Source organism: Mesorhizobium sp. J8 (genome assembly GCF_016591715.1).
Classification (GTDB): Bacteria; Pseudomonadota; Alphaproteobacteria; order Rhizobiales; family Rhizobiaceae; genus Mesorhizobium.
On the sequence record NZ_AP024109.1, the window covers coordinates 3,248,155 to 3,262,853 of the forward strand.

16 protein-coding genes are annotated in these 14,699 nt (G+C 63.7%); 7 read left to right on the forward strand and 9 right to left on the reverse strand.

Going from position 1 to position 14,699, the window contains the following annotated elements; all coding sequences use genetic code 11:
• Window positions 1-83: 83 nt before the first annotated feature.
• Window positions 84-1,283, forward strand: coding sequence for an AI-2E family transporter (locus tag MJ8_RS15465; protein ID WP_201415165.1), 1,200 nt, complete (start codon window positions 84-86; stop codon window positions 1,281-1,283).
• Here the strand turns inward: MJ8_RS15465 and MJ8_RS15470 are convergent.
• The 4 genes from MJ8_RS15470 to MJ8_RS15485 form a co-directional block, all read right to left on the reverse strand.
• On the reverse strand, window positions 1,271-2,158 hold the full coding sequence (locus tag MJ8_RS15470) for a DMT family transporter (RefSeq protein ID WP_201415166.1): 888 nt from the start codon (window positions 2,156-2,158) through the stop codon (window positions 1,271-1,273). The two genes, MJ8_RS15465 and MJ8_RS15470, sit on opposite strands and share 13 nt — an antisense overlap.
• A 123-nt stretch (window positions 2,159-2,281) precedes the next feature.
• The gene (locus MJ8_RS15475) at window positions 2,282-3,046 is read right to left on the reverse strand and encodes an arginyltransferase (protein ID WP_201415167.1); all 765 of its coding nucleotides are present in this window, start codon (window positions 3,044-3,046) and stop codon (window positions 2,282-2,284) included.
• Window positions 3,047-3,206: 160 nt separating this feature from the next.
• On the reverse strand, window positions 3,207-3,677 hold the full coding sequence (locus MJ8_RS15480; RefSeq protein ID WP_201415168.1) for an RDD family protein: 471 nt from the start codon (window positions 3,675-3,677) through the stop codon (window positions 3,207-3,209).
• A 107-nt stretch (window positions 3,678-3,784) separates the two neighbouring features.
• Complete coding sequence (locus MJ8_RS15485) at window positions 3,785-4,468, reverse strand: methyltransferase family protein (RefSeq protein ID WP_225248278.1); 684 nt, start codon at window positions 4,466-4,468, stop codon at window positions 3,785-3,787.
• Window positions 4,469-4,662: 194 nt separating this feature from the next.
• Between MJ8_RS15485 and sthA the strand changes: the two genes are divergently transcribed.
• Window positions 4,663-6,051: a Si-specific NAD(P)(+) transhydrogenase gene (gene sthA / locus MJ8_RS15490; protein ID WP_201415169.1), complete on the forward strand. Its 1,389-nt coding sequence runs from the start codon at window positions 4,663-4,665 to the stop codon at window positions 6,049-6,051.
• A 183-nt stretch (window positions 6,052-6,234) separates the two neighbouring features.
• On the opposite strand, the gene MJ8_RS15495 is transcribed toward sthA, so the two are convergent.
• Window positions 6,235-6,900, reverse strand: a complete 666-nt coding sequence (locus tag MJ8_RS15495) for an alpha/beta hydrolase (RefSeq protein ID WP_201415170.1) — start codon at window positions 6,898-6,900, stop codon at window positions 6,235-6,237.
• 198 nt (window positions 6,901-7,098) lie between these two features.
• Between MJ8_RS15495 and MJ8_RS15500 the strand changes: the two genes are divergently transcribed.
• The gene (locus MJ8_RS15500) at window positions 7,099-8,286 is read left to right on the forward strand and encodes an OpgC family protein (RefSeq protein ID WP_201415171.1); all 1,188 of its coding nucleotides are present in this window, start codon (window positions 7,099-7,101) and stop codon (window positions 8,284-8,286) included.
• A gap of 54 nt (window positions 8,287-8,340) precedes the next feature.
• Here MJ8_RS15500 and MJ8_RS15505 read toward each other — a convergent pair whose 3' ends face one another.
• The gene (locus MJ8_RS15505) at window positions 8,341-9,420 is read right to left on the reverse strand and encodes a LacI family DNA-binding transcriptional regulator (RefSeq protein ID WP_201415172.1); all 1,080 of its coding nucleotides are present in this window, start codon (window positions 9,418-9,420) and stop codon (window positions 8,341-8,343) included.
• Window positions 9,421-9,592: 172 nt separating this feature from the next.
• Between MJ8_RS15505 and MJ8_RS15510 the strand changes: the two genes are divergently transcribed.
• Window positions 9,593-9,736, forward strand: coding sequence for a hypothetical protein (locus MJ8_RS15510; protein ID WP_201415173.1), 144 nt, complete (start codon window positions 9,593-9,595; stop codon window positions 9,734-9,736).
• 57 nt (window positions 9,737-9,793) lie between these two features.
• The gene (locus MJ8_RS15515) at window positions 9,794-9,940 is read left to right on the forward strand and encodes a hypothetical protein (RefSeq protein ID WP_201415174.1); all 147 of its coding nucleotides are present in this window, start codon (window positions 9,794-9,796) and stop codon (window positions 9,938-9,940) included.
• Window position 9,941: 1 nt separating this feature from the next.
• On the opposite strand, the gene MJ8_RS15520 is transcribed toward MJ8_RS15515, so the two are convergent.
• Entirely contained in the window at window positions 9,942-10,271 is a 330-nt protein-coding gene (locus MJ8_RS15520) for a DUF423 domain-containing protein (protein WP_412177103.1), read from the reverse strand.
• A gap of 81 nt (window positions 10,272-10,352) precedes the next feature.
• Entirely contained in the window at window positions 10,353-11,600 is a 1,248-nt protein-coding gene (locus tag MJ8_RS15525) for an MFS transporter (RefSeq protein WP_201415176.1), read from the reverse strand.
• Between the two features lie 115 nt (window positions 11,601-11,715).
• Between MJ8_RS15525 and MJ8_RS15530 the strand changes: the two genes are divergently transcribed.
• Window positions 11,716-12,381, forward strand: a complete 666-nt coding sequence (locus MJ8_RS15530; RefSeq protein ID WP_201415177.1) for a GntR family transcriptional regulator — start codon at window positions 11,716-11,718, stop codon at window positions 12,379-12,381.
• 114 nt (window positions 12,382-12,495) lie between these two features.
• Window positions 12,496-13,467 (forward strand): glycosyl transferase family 90, encoded by a 972-nt coding sequence (locus MJ8_RS15535; protein WP_201415178.1) that lies wholly within the window; start codon window positions 12,496-12,498, stop codon window positions 13,465-13,467.
• Window positions 13,468-13,474: 7 nt separating this feature from the next.
• Here MJ8_RS15535 and MJ8_RS15540 read toward each other — a convergent pair whose 3' ends face one another.
• Window positions 13,475-14,518 (reverse strand): aldo/keto reductase, encoded by a 1,044-nt coding sequence (locus MJ8_RS15540; RefSeq protein WP_201415179.1) that lies wholly within the window; start codon window positions 14,516-14,518, stop codon window positions 13,475-13,477.
• Window positions 14,519-14,699 lie beyond the last annotated feature (181 nt).

Sequence of the window (14,699 nt, forward strand, 5' to 3'; positions counted from 1 at the left end):
TCATTTGGACTATCGTCACGATTGCTGCACTATGATGGTGCATAAGCATCCATTGAACCATCGGGCAGAGGAGAAACGCCGGGTTGAAGCGGGCTGAGATCCAGAAGCCGGGACAGCGACTGTTCGGTCTGTCGACGCCGCTCAGGGCCGCCGTCATCCCGCCGCTGTCGGCGGCGCGCTGGCTCCTGGTGCTGATCGTGGCCGCCGGCGTCTATTTTTTCCACGGCTTCCTGTTCCCGGTGTTGGCCGCGCTCGTCATCGCCTTCGCCAGCTGGCCGCTCTATCGAAGGCTGCTTGCCGCCGTCGGCGGCAACCGCACAATCGGCGCGACTTTGGCAATCCTTTTTATCCTGACCTTCCTGGTGGTGCCGATCGCGCTCGCCGGCACCTATGCCATCAACGAGCTTCGCGAGTGGGTCATCTGGGCGATCGAGACCAATCGGCACGGCGCTCTGACGCCGCAATGGATCGCCACCATGCCGGTGATCGGCGAGTGGCTGAACGAGCAGTGGACGGCCTATCTCGGCCATCCCGGCGGCATCGGCGAGTTGATCCAGCTGATCAGCGGCTCCAACATCGGCACCATCTATCGCGGCGCCCTCGCCGCCGGCGGCAGCGCCTTCGGCCTGCTGCTGACGCTTCTGTTCATGATGATCGCGCTGTTCTTCGCCTATCGCGACGGCGAGTCTTTCGCGGCCCAGGTCGACCGTCTCGGCGAGCGCATCTTGCCGACGCGCTGGGAGCGTATCTCGCGTGTCGTGCCGGCAACCATTTCCTCGACCGTGACGGGCATGACCATCATCGCCATCGGCGAGGGCCTGGTGCTGGGCGTCGCCTACTGGCTCGCGGGCGTGCCATCGCCGGTCACGCTCGGCGCGCTCACCGGCATCATGGCGCTGATCCCCGGCGGCGCGCCGCTCTCCTTCACCCTGGTGTCGATCTACCTTGCCGCCAGCGGCAAGCTGGTTGCCGGCGCGGCGCTGTTCATCTGGGGCGCGGTCGAGCTCTTCATCGTCGACAAGACCTTGCGGCCCAAGCTCGTCGGCGGGCCGATCAAGCTGCCGTTCCTGCCGACCTTTTTCGGCCTGATCGGCGGCGTCAAGACGATGGGTTTCCTCGGCCTGTTCATCGGTCCGGTGCTGATGGCGCTGCTCGTCGCCATCTGGCGCGAATGGCTGCGCGAGGTCGAATTGATGGATGAGAGTCCGCCTGCCGCCGACGAGGCCGGCGCGCCGCTCCGGATCGAGGCGGCCGCCGAACAGAGGAAAATTCAGGCAGGATGATGCACGGCCAGGTCGCTCCGGCGCTTGCGGCCCTCATGCAATTGCCAGAGCGAATGCGCCACCAGCGTGACGATCATGATGCCGCCGCCGATCAAGCTGTTGCGTGAGGGCGTCTCGGCAAAGATCATCCAGACCCAGACCGGCGCCAGCACCGTTTCCAGGAGATAGAACATCGCGACTTCCGCGCCCGAGATGTATTTCGGCCCGTTGGCAAGGCAGAAGAACGCGATCGGCATGACGACACCGCCGTTCAAGATGATCCACCACGGCGCCTCCACCTGAAAACCGGTCCTGGAGACCATGAACGCCGCCGCCGCAAAGGGCAGGATCACGCCGATCAGCGCGGTAAAGCCCATGTCCTTGCCGCTGGCGCGCGAGATGGTGATGGCGCAGGCAATCAGGAAGGCCGAGCACAATGTCATCATGTCGCCGAACAGATATCCTGTCCCGACGGAATCGCCGACAATGATGGCGACCCCGACGATCATCAGGGCCATTGCCGCCAAGGTCAGGGGCCGCGGCCGTTCCTTCAGGAACAGCCACGACAGCAGCGCCGCGAACACGGTGTTGAAGGCCAGGATGAAAACCAGGTCGGCGGTCGAGGTATGGTAGACGGCCGTCATGAAGGCGACCGCGCCGAGCCCGTAAATTACGGCCACGATCAGCCCCGACCGGCCGGGTATGAGCTGCGGCGCATCCTTGCTGTACGAGCGCCAGACGGCCCACATGATCAGTGCCGCCGCGAGGGTGCAACCCGTGCGCAGCAAGAGGATGGTCCAGGCCTCGCCATGGGCAAGCCGGATCAGCGGAATATCGACGCTCAACACCAGTCCGCCGATGGCGGTGATCAGGAGGCCCTTCTGGTGGGAAGACATGTGATCGTTCTCGAAATAAAGCGGGAGCGGCGCCGGCGCGATTGCAGATTTGTCGCGCGAGGGCGCAAGACCAGCGTCTTCTCCCTTGAAACACTATAGACGGCGGATTCGGGAAAACTTGTTTTAGCGACTGACCGCTTCGTGGTCGTAACGTTCCCAGCCTTTCGGGCCGAGATGCTCCTGCGGCATGAAGCGCATCTTATAATTCATCTTGCGCGAGCCGTTGACCCAGTAGCCGAGATAGACGTGGGGCAGACCCATCGCCTTGGCGCGGGCGATGTGATCGAGGATCATGAAAGTGCCAAGCGAGCGGTCCTCGAAGTCTGGACTGAAGTAGGAATAGACCATCGACAGACCATCGGCCATCTTGTCGGTGAGCGCGACGGCTATTAGCTCGCCATGGCCCTTGCCGGTGATGAAAGTGTCGGGGCCGCGACGCCGGTATTCGATGATCTTGGTGTCGACATGCGTGTCTTCCACCATCATCGCATAGTCGAGCACGGTCATGTCCGACATGCCGCCACGACGGTGGCGGGCATCCAGGTAGGCGCGGAAGAGCGAATATTGCTCGGTCGAGGGCTGTGCGTCATGCATGGCCCCGACGAGGTCGGCATTGCGCTGGACGACGCGGCGCATGTTGCGGCTGGGATCGAATTCCTGCGCCAGGATGCGCACCGAGACACAGGCGCGGCACGATTCGCAGGCTGGGCGGTAAGCGATGTTCTGCGAGCGCCGGAAGCCGCCTTGCGTGAGCAGGTCGTTCATCTCCGGCGCCTTGTCACCGACAAGGTGCGTGAACACCTTGCGCTCGAACTGTCCCTCCAGATAGGGGCATGGTGACGGCGCGGTCAGGAAGAACTGCGGCGACTGGGTCGGATGCTGCGTCATCTAATCTTGGAAACGCTCCTGCGAATCGCCCTACCTTTGGCCCGGCCAGCGAAAATTTCAACAGGATTGTGCTGACGCGACGGCCTGGACCTGTTCATATTTTAGCGCGGGCGGCGCGGCGGTTTGATCGCCCGGCCCCTCGACACCGTCAGAGACACCGTCAGATATCGGTCCGGGTGACCACGGTGCCGAGCAAAAGATCATGCAGCGTGCGCTTGCGGTCGGAGAACAGCGTGACCAGGAGCACCAGCGGCGTCAGGATGACGTTGCCGGCCCAGAACAGCACCGAGTGAACCACGGCAGTCATGCCGTCGATGCGGCTGCCGTCGAGCTTCTCCAGGCGGATGCCCATGATCTTCATGCCGGTCGTCGCCTGGTCGCGGCTGCCCAGCGTGTTCCAGATGTAGAGGATGGCGACCATCGGCAACAGCACCGAAAACAGCGCCCAGCCGAGCCCGAAGGTCAACAGCCCGAGAATGGCGACCAGGATGGCGAAGGGAATGGTCAGCAGCGCGACGAAGAAATAATCGAGCAGGAAGGCAAAGATACGCCTCGTCCGGACCCCACGATAGGCGCGGGTATCCTCGAATCTGGTGGTGATGATCTCGCCGTCCAATACGCGTGCGTTCATGTCCGTTCCTCGATCGCGGCATCCTTGTGAAGGGATACTGCCGACCTCTCAAATGGTGAGAGCGGCCCGGAATTCAAGGAACACGCCGTCGGCGGACCGGCGCGACGTCAGAAAATGCCGGGGCAAAGCCTATAGCGGACCCGCCCGAGATAGTCGCGATATTCCTGCGTCAGCGCCAGGATACGTTCCTCGCGCAGGATGCGATGGATCTGGAACAGGGTGATGATTGCATAGACGGTGAAATTGTAGACCGAGAAGCTCGACAGCAGGAAAAGGATGTGTCCCGACAGGTAGCCGGCATAGATCGGATGGCGAACGAAGCGGTAAGCGCCGCCGGTGACGACGCCGCGATTGGCGGGCAGGATGGCGAAGGAACGGCCGAGCGACATCTTGCCCCAAATCACCAGCCATAGCGCCAGGAACTGCAGGGGCGCCGCGATATAAAGCGGGAGGATGGCGATGCCGTCCTGGAGCGAGACGAAGCCCGAGCCGAAACCGGCTGTGAGCGAGATGAATACCGTGAAAGGACTCCAGTCGCGGACAATCGGCCGCCGCGCCAAAAGCAGCCAGATGAAAGTCAGCGCATCTGAGATCATGAGCAGCAGGATGTTCAGCCGGCCCGGATCGACGACCAGATGGCGCGCGCCGCGATAGACGAAGATCGCGGCGACCAGCAATGCTATGAACCGGAACAGGCCCTCGCGCAGGTCAGTGATGGCTCCGCTGCTTCGTAGTCCGGACCAAAATCCCGTTTCCGCGCCAGTCAGCGCATCACTTTTGGAAATCGCCAACTCTGTTACCCCAATGGTCCCCTCAGTCAGACCTTTGCACGCAAGGGCTTGCCGTTGCGTTAAGGTTTCGCCCGCTTTTGGCCGTTTCTGGTCGGTTCGCGTCATTCCGGGAATATCCGGACAACGTGTTGCCTGTTGAACATGACATTCTTCCCGGTCTAGCTTGCTGCGGCGCACAACGAGGGACGGGGGACATGGACTACGACATGCTGGTCATCGGCAGCGGCCCTTCGGGGCGCCGCGCCGCGGTGCAATCGGCCAAGCTCGGCAAGTCGGTGCTGGTGGTCGACAGAGGGCGGCGCTTGGGCGGCGTCTCGGTGCATACTGGCACCATTCCGTCCAAGACACTGCGCGAGACGGTGCTCAACCTCTCGGGCTGGCGCGAACGCGGCTTCTACGGGCGCGGCTACCGGGTCAAGCAGGACATTTCGATCTCGGATCTGGTCGAGCGGCTGCACAAGACGCTCGACCACGAAGTCGAGGTGCTGCAGCACCAGTTCATGCGCAACACGGTGAGGAGCGCGCGCGCCGCGGTAAAATTCCTTACGCCGAACAAGGTCAGCCTGACCGCCGACAATGGCGACTACAGCGAGGTCGGCTTCGCCAACGCGCTGATAGCCGTCGGCACCAGGCCGCACCGCCCGGCCGACGTGCCCTTCGACAAGAAGCGCGTTTTCGACAGCGACGAGATGCTGGAGCTCCACCATCTGCCGCGCACGCTGACGGTAATCGGCGCCGGCGTCATCGGCGTCGAATATGCCACCATCTTTTCCGCGCTCGACGTGCCAGTGACACTGGTCGAGCCGCGCAACACCATTCTCGACTTTATCGATCGCGAGATCGTCGACGACTTCATCCACCAGATGCGCGACCGCGGCATGACCATCCGGCTGGGCAGCACGGTGAAGGAGATCGCCTCGAAGCCTGACCATGCCGAGGTGACGCTTGCCGATGGCCGTACCATCCGCTCCGAGATGGTGCTCTACGCCGCCGGCCGCACCGGCAATGTCGCCAGCCTCGGCCTCGACATGATCGGCATCGAGGCCGATGCCAGAGGCCGCATCAAGGTCGACCCGCACACCTTTCAGACCAGCGTGCCGAACATCTACGCGTCCGGCGACGTCATCGGCTTCCCGAGCCTTGCCTCGACCTCGATGGAGCAGGGGCGGGTGGCGGCCTGCCACGCCTTCGGCGTCAACCTGCCGCCGCCGCCCGAGAGCTTTCCATACGGCATCTACGCCGTGCCGGAGATCTCGACGGTCGGTCTGTCGGAAGAGCAGGTGCGCGAGAGCGGCGCTGCTTATGAGGTCGGCCTGGCGCGTTTTCGCGAGACCTCGCGCGGCCACATCATGGGCGTCTCAAGCGGGTTCCTGAAGCTGTTGTTCTCCGTCGAGACGCGCCGCCTGCTCGGCGCCCACATCGTCGGCGAGGGCGCCACCGAGCTCATCCATATCGGCCAGGCGGTGATCAATCTCGGCGGCACGGTCGACTTCTTCGTCAACAACACCTTCAACTATCCGACGCTGGCGGAAGCCTACAAGATTGCGGGTTTGGACGCCTGGAACCGGATGGGGCAGGGGTGAGGGCTTTTCACGGGAGGTTGCTCGGGTCGCCTCCCCAACGCGTGGCTGGATCATGCTCCAGTGCTGGTATTGCGACAGTCGACCGGGTGGCGGCAACGCCGGTCGTTACCGGGTGGCCACGAGCCGCTTTTTGAGAATGGTCCCGACCCGTTGACTGCGGCGCCGGAGCCCGCTTGGCCGGGGTCAGGCGATCGCCATAGGACCCGCCAGCCATTGCCGCACGATCGCGGCGTCCGCATCGCCGAATTCATGACCCGAGGCGACGATGCGCGCGTCGACCTCGGCGCGGCGTTCGCTGAACAGCGTCACAAGGGCATGGGCGAAGGGGCCATAGGTCTGGTCGGCGGCGCCGGCGATGATCAGCACGCGCGTTCCCCGGAGGTCGGTCTTCGGCGACGGGTCGAGCACCGGCATTGCCCGCAGGAGCGCCGCCTGCCGGACAAGGCCGGGATGGAGCAGCATCAGGCTGGAGACCACATTGGCGCCGTTCGAATAGCCAAGGAAGGTCGCACGCTTTAGGTCGAGCCCATGTCGGCGCGCGGCTTCCGTCGCAAACCGGGCGTAGGCGGCCGTCTCGGCATGGATGCTGGCCTGCTCGAAACTGGTCGGCGTGATTCGCTCGAACCAGCGAAATCCGTCCTCTTGCGGGACGCGGCCGCGCGCTGCGACGACCACCGAACGGGGCGCAATCCGCCTCGCCAGCGGCAGCATCGTCGTCTCGTCGACACCGGATCCATGCAGCACGAACAGGCACTCGCCGCTCGCGTTCGCGGGCCTGAGCAGACGGTAGGGAAAGTTGAGATCCTCGCGCAGGACGCTGTTTTCGTCGCTATATTCGGAAGCGCTCATATCCATTTGATTCCATGAGAGATTTGTTGATTTGCCGGCTTCAAAACGGAATATTTTCGCGCTCCGCGAAAGTTGATTGAACCAGGCGCATTTCAGTCCGTTTCTGCGCCGATACACTCCCTATGAGAGGAATCGAAGCGGTGCGCCCCGGGGGTCGCATTGCTGGCTATGAACAACCAGCTTTGAGGCCTTTTGTCGATGACCACCCCTGTCCCTAACGATCGCGGCAAGCGAGTCGGAGAGCGTGACACACGCATCGACGTGCTGCGCGCGCTCGCGCTGCTCACCATTTTTATCGACCATGTGCCGGGTACGGTCTTCGAGAACTGGACCTACAAGAATTTCGGCTTTTCCGATGCGGCCGAAGCTTTCGTGCTGATTTCCGGGATCTCGGTGGCGCTGGCCTACGGCACGAAGTTCAAGCCGGGCGGCCGATTGCTCGCAACCTTGAAGATGTGGCGGCGCGCCGGCGTGCTCTATATCTCGCACATTGTCATCACGATGGTGGTGATCGCGCTGTTTTGCGCCGCTGCGCTGTTCGCGCACCGTCCGGAAATGCTGTCGATGATCAACATCGAGCCGTTGATGAAGAACACGCCGCAGGTGCTGCTCGGCATCGTCATGCTTGGACACCAGCTCGGCTACAACAACATCCTGCCGGTCTATGCGGCATTGCTTCTGGCTGCGCCCGCTTTCGTCCTGTTCGTCAGCTATCGGCCGGTGCCGGCGCTGATCGTGTCCGGCCTGCTCTGGCTCGTCGCCGGCATCTGGCAGATCGCGCCGCCGAACTATCCCGAGCCCGGCCTCTGGTTCCTCAACCCGCTATCCTGGCAGTTCCTGTTCAACATCGGCCTTGCCGCCATGCTGCATGTGAAGCGCGGCGGGCGGATTCCGGTCAATCCGTGGTTGCTTGGCGCCGCAGGCATCTATGTGATCGGCGCGGCGATCTGGGTGCACAGCCCGCTCTGGGGCCAGATCACCTGGTTCAACCTGCCGGTGGTCATCGGCGGCTTCGACAAGACCTTCCTGTCGCTGCCGCGGCTCTTGCACATCCTGTCGGTCACCTATCTGATCGTGGCGCTGCCGGCGGTCTCCAACGTCTTCCGCGTACGGCCCGACAACCCTCTGGCGATCCTGGGCAAGCGCTCGCTGCCGGTCTTCATCGCCGGCACGCTGCTGGCCATGGCGGCGCAGGTGCTGAAGCTGATCAACCCGGGCGGCCTTGCCTACGACACGCTGCTGATCGCGGCCGGAATCGCCATGCAGCTCGCGCTCGCGCTCTATCTCGAATGGCTTGCCGGCCTCGGCCCGTCCCGCGCCAAGCCGGTGCGCGAGGAGCCTGCGCGCGCGCCATTCGGCGCGCAGCCGGTCAGGGTGGGCTACTGACCGCAGCGCCAAGGACAGGTGCCGGCGTATCCGCGCGGAGCTATCTGAGCTTGCTCAGGCTTTCGGGGCTGGACCGGTCGAGCCTCTGACGATGAACTCGACGCCCATCGTCTCGCGGCGCACCGCGCCGTCATTGTCGAGGATCATGCGCGCGGCGCGACGGCCGATCTCGGTGATCGGCTGGGCAATCGTTGTCAGCGGCGGCGTGGACAGCGCGCCGTCCGGCACGCCGTCGAAACCGACGATCGAGACATCGCCGGGAACATTGAGACCTCGCGCCTTCAGCCAGTCGATGGCGATCAGGGCCATGCGGTCCGACATCGCCAGGATGGCGGTTGGCCTTTCACCCTTGGCGAAGATCGCCTCGAGGCCGGCCCTGGTGCTTTTTTCCTCGTTCTCGGTCTCATAGACCGGGATAGTCGCCGTATCGATGCCGAAGCGGGAAAGCTCCTCGAAATAGCCGGCAAGGCGATCGCGCGTGCCGGTATAGACGGCGCTGCGCACCACTTCCGGCGTGGCGAAGCCGGTGCGATCGTCGGCGAAGCCGAGTGACAGGACTGCGAAGCGGCGATGGCCAAGCTCGGCGAGGTGGCGCGCGGCGAGCCGCGCGCCGGCGACATTGTCGACGCCGATCGCCGATACGGTCTCGTCCTGGAAGCCGAGCTCCAGCGCGACGAAGGGCAGCTTGCGCTCGCGTGTCAGGTCGACAAGCCGCGAGCCGCCTTCGATGCAGAACAGCACAAAACCGTCGACGAGCGCGCTCTGAATATTCCAGGCGAGCTTTTCCTGATTGGCGGCCGATACCAGCGCGATGCCCGCTCCGGTGGCGTCGCAGGCTTCGGAAATGCCGGCCATCATCACGCGCGCGAACGGATCGTCGAAGAAGTAGGAGAGGGGTTCGGTGGTGGCAACGCCGATGGCGTTGACCTTGCCGGCGCGCAGCAGTCGGCCTTTCGGGTCCGGGCCGGCATAGCCCATCTGCTCCGCGACCGCCTTGACCCGCTCGCGCACTTCGGCGCGCACGATCTCGGGCCGGCTGAAAACATTCGAGGCCGTGCCGTGTGAGACGCCGGCGGCCTTGGCGATGTCGGCCAGCCTGATCGGTCTTGCCTGGCCTTCGAGGAGTGATGCCATGTCGTTCCTCCGAATCCGGTCACGCGACGAACATGACCGCTGAATTGCCGCCGGTCATCTAACATTTTTGTTGGATCGATTCAAATTTCGCTTGACGTCAGGTGATCGAGGAGTATAATTTGAATCGGTCCAAGTTCTGCTCCACGGGGAGTGGCTTTGACAGGAGGGTGCCATGCATCCGGTGAGCTATTTGTTCGAGGACGTCTACCGCAACGACTGGGGTATCATCTCGGCCGCTGTCAGCGAGAAGCGGAGAGGCAGGTTGGGTCCGTGGCGCCGCGAGCCGCGCTTTCTCGTGGAGCGCAAGCGCAGCTGAACTGCCGCTCTTTTCCGCATCTATGTGTTGGATCGATTCAATACGAGGAGAACAGCCATGCATCCGATCGGTCATCTGTTTCAGGACATCTACCGCAACTATTGGGGCATCACACCAGGAACCGAGCAGCCCGAACGGCGCCGCGCCAACGACCTGCTGGCGCGCAAGCACAAGCGGCGCGCCATTGAAAGTCGTCGGAAATAACCTACGGCCGCGGGCGCCACAGCGTCGAGACGGCGATCGCCACCCAGCCGGCGATCAGCAGGGTGCCGCCGATCGGCGCCGACATTGGAAACAGCCGCGAACCGAGGAAGTCGCGGGCGAGCAGATCGCCGCAGAACAGGAGCAGTCCCGCGAGCAGGACGAGGCCGGCAATTCTGAGGCAGCGGTTGCCGCCGGCGAGGCCGATGGCCAGGAAGGCCGGCGCATGCATCAGCAGGAAATTGGCCGCGGTGCCGGTGAAGGCGCCGCCGCGATGCGCGGCCGCTGCCGACAGCGCCACGCCGGCCGCGCCGACGAGGCCGGCTGCCAGCACGAGGATCCGGCTCCCGCCGTTTGATACTTGCCCGGTAAGGCTCACCTGGATGCTCCGTGCTGCGGTTGGGCGAGGCGTCCGTCAGGATTCGCCAGCCTCAACCAGCATATGCCGTGCCCGGCGCGACTGAACAATCCAGTTGTAGGCAGCACCCAGCGCCATCAGCACCGCCGTACCCAGAAACACCGAGCGCATGCCGAAATGCCCGCCGACGAAGCCGCCGGACAGCGGTCCCGCGACCTGGCCGACATATTGCGCCGAGATCGCCAGGCCAAGCACGTTGCCGCCGATCCCGTCGGGGATGTTGTGCCGGATGACGCTGGTGATGCAGGGCAGCAATCCGCCCAGCGCCAGGCCCATCAGGAAGCGCAGGCCGATCAGTTGCCAGCCGTTGGTGACGAAAGCTTGGGGAACAAGCAGTAGGGCTGAGACGGCAAGGGCGCCGACCACGACGTTCCAGTGGCCGACGCGGTCGGCGAGTTTGCCCAGCCAGGATGAAGACAGGATCGTGCCGAGCGCCGCCGCGGACATGACGACGCCCGCGACCATGGTCACCTTGCTCTGGTCCTCGACGAGCTGCTGCACGTAGACTGTGATGATCGGCTCGATCGACATTGTGGCGAAGGCGAGCAGCATGCCGGTGGTCAGCATGGCGACGATCGGCCGCTTGTCGGGGATCTGCGACCAGCCGCTTCTCGGCTTCGCTGTCGAGGCGGGCTTGGGTGCCGGCGGATTTTCCTTGATCAGGAAAGTCGTCGCCAAGAACGCCAGGAAGATCACGCCGCCGGACAGCAGGAAGGTCGCGCGGATGCCGATCAGCGGCGGCAGCAGGCCGCCGAGCAGCGGTCCGACCAGCGAGCCTGCCGTGATGCCCGCCGCCAGCACGCCGAGCGCCCAGCCGGAGCGCTCCTTCGGCGTCTGCATCGCCACCAGGATCGTCGAACCCGAGGAATAGCCGCCGGCAAAACCGATCAGCAGCCGCAGCAGCACCAGCTGCCAGACGCTCTGGACCATGCCGGTCAGCGACATGCAGATCGCCATGCCGAACGAAGCGCGCACCAGCATCAGCTTGCGGCCGTAGCGGTCGCCCAGCCGCCCCCACAAGGGTGCGACCAGCGCTGCCGCGAAGAAGGTCGCGCCATAAGCGACACCTGACCACTGCACGATCGCTGCGTGGCCCTCGGCGCCGAGTTGCTCGACGTAAAGCGGCAGGAACGGAAGCAGCAGCGTCATGGCGATAAGCGTGCTGAACGAGCCGGCGAAGCAGACGGCGAGGTTGCGCCGCCAATGAATGTTGAAGCCGCTCTGTCCGGATTCGCTGGGCGTCATGTCGCGCATGCCAATGCTAGGGTTGTTACGAATACCGACTTGGGATACCAAGATGGTATCCGTCATGGACCTGGCGGGTGCCGCTGTCAATGCGGCTTTGAAGAGCGGAGCGACAATGTCACAGATGCAGAATGTCGAAAGGCAGCTTCGCGAGATGATCCTCGGGCTGGAGATCGGTCCGGGCGAACGTTTGACCGAGCGTTGGATCGAGAGCCGGTTCGGCGCGTCGCGCACGCCGGTGCGGGCGGCGCTGCTGCGTCTGGAAACCGAAGGGCTGATCGGCCGCGACGGTCGCGGCTGGACGGTCGCGCCGATCAATCTTGCCGAGCTCGGACAGATCGCCGTCTATCGCGAGGCCGTCGAGGTGGCCGCGGTTCGCCTGACGGCGGCGCTCGAAGACCGTAGCGGGATCGAGGTGATCGCGGCGATGCTCGATTCGTGCGATGTCGAGACGCCACGCGAGGAATGGCATCGCGTCGGAATGGATTTCCACATCGAATTGGCGAGGCTTTCCGGCAACGAGTTTCTGCTCAGGGCGGTACGCGACGCGATGACGAGGCTGTCGCGGGCACGTTGGTTGGAGGTACGGGATGAAAGGGCGCTCGGACGCGCCTGGGCCGAGCACCACGCCATCCTCGCCGCCGTCAGGAGCGGCGATGCCGACGAAGCGGCACGGCTGCTTTCGGCTCACATCGCGGGCAGTCGCGATCGGCTTGTCAACTCCTTGCATGACGACCGGCGGGGCTTGCGTGCAAGAGGGTTCGCCGTCGTCGCCGCGTAAGTTGTCGTGTGGCCAATCGCATTAGCGGCTTGCAACATTGCCGGGAGAATGCTGTAGGAGACGAGGGGGATGAAGGCTGACTACCATTGACCATCTTGCTGAACTCGCGGACGCATGGCCTCACTCTCACGAACCGCCGCAAAGCTGTTCTACTACGCGCGCAATTTCGCGCGTGACCGCGCACCGCAATCGCTGTTCCGCGACCGCTTGGCCAGCCGGCTTGAGCAGGCAAGGCTTTCGGGCAACACGGTCCGCGAGAGACTGAACTATTACAACAAGCTGGAACAGCCGTTCGTGCCCAGTCCGGACGCCATAGCCATCGGCAAGCTGCCGACCTCTTCCAGCATGTATTATTACGACCTCAAGGAATTCGCCCGCTATTTCGATCCCGGCCTGCTGATCGATTTCGAATTCGGCGACGTCGTCGGCGTTCCGGAGCTCCCGAGGATCGTCAAGGACCGGCCCATCGGCGACGACAATGCGAACGGCGTGCTGATGAAGCTGAACAAGTTCCGTCACTTCTATATGCCGCCCGACAAGCTGTCTTTCGCCGACAAGCGCCCGATGGTGGTCTGGCGCGGTCATCTCAACAATCCGCTTCGCACCCGCTTCGTGGAAAAGGCGGCCAACCTGCCGATTTGCGATGCGGGTTCCCACCGGGCCGACGCGCCGGACGGATACCGCAAGCCGTTCCTGAATATCGAGCAGCAGCGCCGCTATCGCTACATCGTCTCGCTGGAGGGCAACGACGTCGCGACGAACCTGAAATGGATCATGAGCTCCAATTCGCTCTGCCTGATGCCGGAGCCGACCTACGAAACCTGGTTTGCGGAAGCCCGGGTCGAGCCCAACGTGCACTACGTGCCGCTGCAGCCGGATTTCTCCGACCTTGTCGACAAGGTGGCCTATTTCGAAAAACATCCCGCCGAGGCGGGCCGGATAACCGCCGCCGCCAATGCCTATTGCCGCCAATTCGGCAATGAGCAGGAGGAGCAGGCGATCTCGCTGCTCGTCCTCTACAAATATTTCGTGCTGAGCGGACAGATTAAGCCCGACGCGGAAGTCTGGCGCTACATCGCAGGCTGACCATCAGTCAAATGGCGCTGCGGTCGAGCACCTGATCGGCCGGCCCGAAACGGTCCCGGGCCGTGAACTGCTGGTGCCAGTAAGGATAGAGCACCGGCGGCCGGCTGACGGCGTCGAGGCGCTGCCTTTCTTCCTCGGAGAGCGAAAGGTTGGCCGCGGCCAGGTTGTCCTTGAGCTGCGTCTCGTTGCGCGCGCCGATCACCAGCGAACTTACGGCCGGACGGTCGAGCAGCCAGGCAAGCGCGACTTGCGCTCCCGACACCCCTCGCGCGTTACCGATGTCGGTGAGCGCGTCGACGATGCGCCACAGGCGGTCCTCGTCACGGATCGGCGGCTCCTTCCACCCGCCGAGCTGGCGCGCCGTCGGGCTGTCGCGGTGGTATTTGCCGGAGAGCAGCCCGCCCGCCAGCGGGCTCCAGACCAGCACGCCGAGGCCCTGGTCGACCGAGATCGGCAGCAGTTCATACTCGGCCTCGCGCGCTTCCAGCGTGTAGTGGATCTGCTGGGTGACGAAGCGGGCCTGGTGGCGGCGGTCGCTTACGGCAAGCGCCTTCATCACCTGCCAGCCCGACCAGTTGGAGCAGCCGATGTAACGGATCTTGCCCTGATTGACCAAGGTGTCGAGCGCCGCGATGGTCTCCTCTACCGGGGTAAGCCCATCCCATTGGTGGACGAAATAGACGTCGATGACATCGGTCCTGAGCCGCTTCAGGCTCTTTTCGCATTCACGGATGAGATGATGTCGCGACAGACCCTCGTCGTTCGGGCCTGAGCCTATGCGCATGCGCGCCTTGGACGCGATCAGCACATCGTTCTTGCGCTTGCCGCCAAGCGCCTCGCCGATGATCTCTTCCGACAATCCGTTGGAATAGACGTTTGCCGTGTCGATGAGGTTGATGCCGGCATCGATGCAGGTGTCGATGATGCGCCCGGCCTCCGCCAGGTCGGAATTGCCGACAGCGGCGAACGGACCGGTGCCGCCGAAGGTCATGGTGCCAAGCGTCAACGTCGAGACTTTTAAGCCGGATCGGCCCAGCGTGCGGTATTCCATGTCTGTCCTCGCGATTTTGTTTGAAGAAGCGCCGTGGTGAGCGCCCGGAAGAGGTGAGGGGATTTGTAGGACAATTCCTGCCGCTTGTCGCCCCGCTATCGATACGGGTCGATCACATATCTTCTATGTCGATGCTCGCCGCCGGCCGATTGCAATAAAACCGTCACCGCGCCTCTGTATC

Bases quoted from the DNA above. Each gene is read 5' to 3' on its own strand.
- MJ8_RS15470 (WP_201415166.1), bottom strand. From the start codon at position 2,158: ATGTCTTCCCACCAGAAGGGCCTCCTGATCACCGCCATCGGCGGACTG.
- MJ8_RS15475 (WP_201415167.1), bottom strand. From the start codon at position 3,046: ATGACGCAGCATCCGACCCAGTCGCCGCAGTTCTTCCTGACCGCGCCG.
- MJ8_RS15480 (WP_201415168.1), bottom strand. From the start codon at position 3,677: ATGAACGCACGCGTATTGGACGGCGAGATCATCACCACCAGATTCGAG.
- sthA (WP_201415169.1), top strand. From the start codon at position 4,663: ATGGACTACGACATGCTGGTCATCGGCAGCGGCCCTTCGGGGCGCCGC.
- MJ8_RS15495 (WP_201415170.1), bottom strand. From the start codon at position 6,900: ATGAGCGCTTCCGAATATAGCGACGAAAACAGCGTCCTGCGCGAGGAT.
- MJ8_RS15500 (WP_201415171.1), top strand. From the start codon at position 7,099: ATGACCACCCCTGTCCCTAACGATCGCGGCAAGCGAGTCGGAGAGCGT.
- MJ8_RS15505 (WP_201415172.1), bottom strand. From the start codon at position 9,420: ATGGCATCACTCCTCGAAGGCCAGGCAAGACCGATCAGGCTGGCCGAC.
- MJ8_RS15510 (WP_201415173.1), top strand. From the start codon at position 9,593: ATGCATCCGGTGAGCTATTTGTTCGAGGACGTCTACCGCAACGACTGG.
- MJ8_RS15515 (WP_201415174.1), top strand. From the start codon at position 9,794: ATGCATCCGATCGGTCATCTGTTTCAGGACATCTACCGCAACTATTGG.
- MJ8_RS15525 (WP_201415176.1), bottom strand. From the start codon at position 11,600: ATGACGCCCAGCGAATCCGGACAGAGCGGCTTCAACATTCATTGGCGG.
- MJ8_RS15530 (WP_201415177.1), top strand. From the start codon at position 11,716: ATGTCACAGATGCAGAATGTCGAAAGGCAGCTTCGCGAGATGATCCTC.
- MJ8_RS15535 (WP_201415178.1), top strand. From the start codon at position 12,496: ATGGCCTCACTCTCACGAACCGCCGCAAAGCTGTTCTACTACGCGCGC.
- MJ8_RS15540 (WP_201415179.1), bottom strand. From the start codon at position 14,518: ATGGAATACCGCACGCTGGGCCGATCCGGCTTAAAAGTCTCGACGTTG.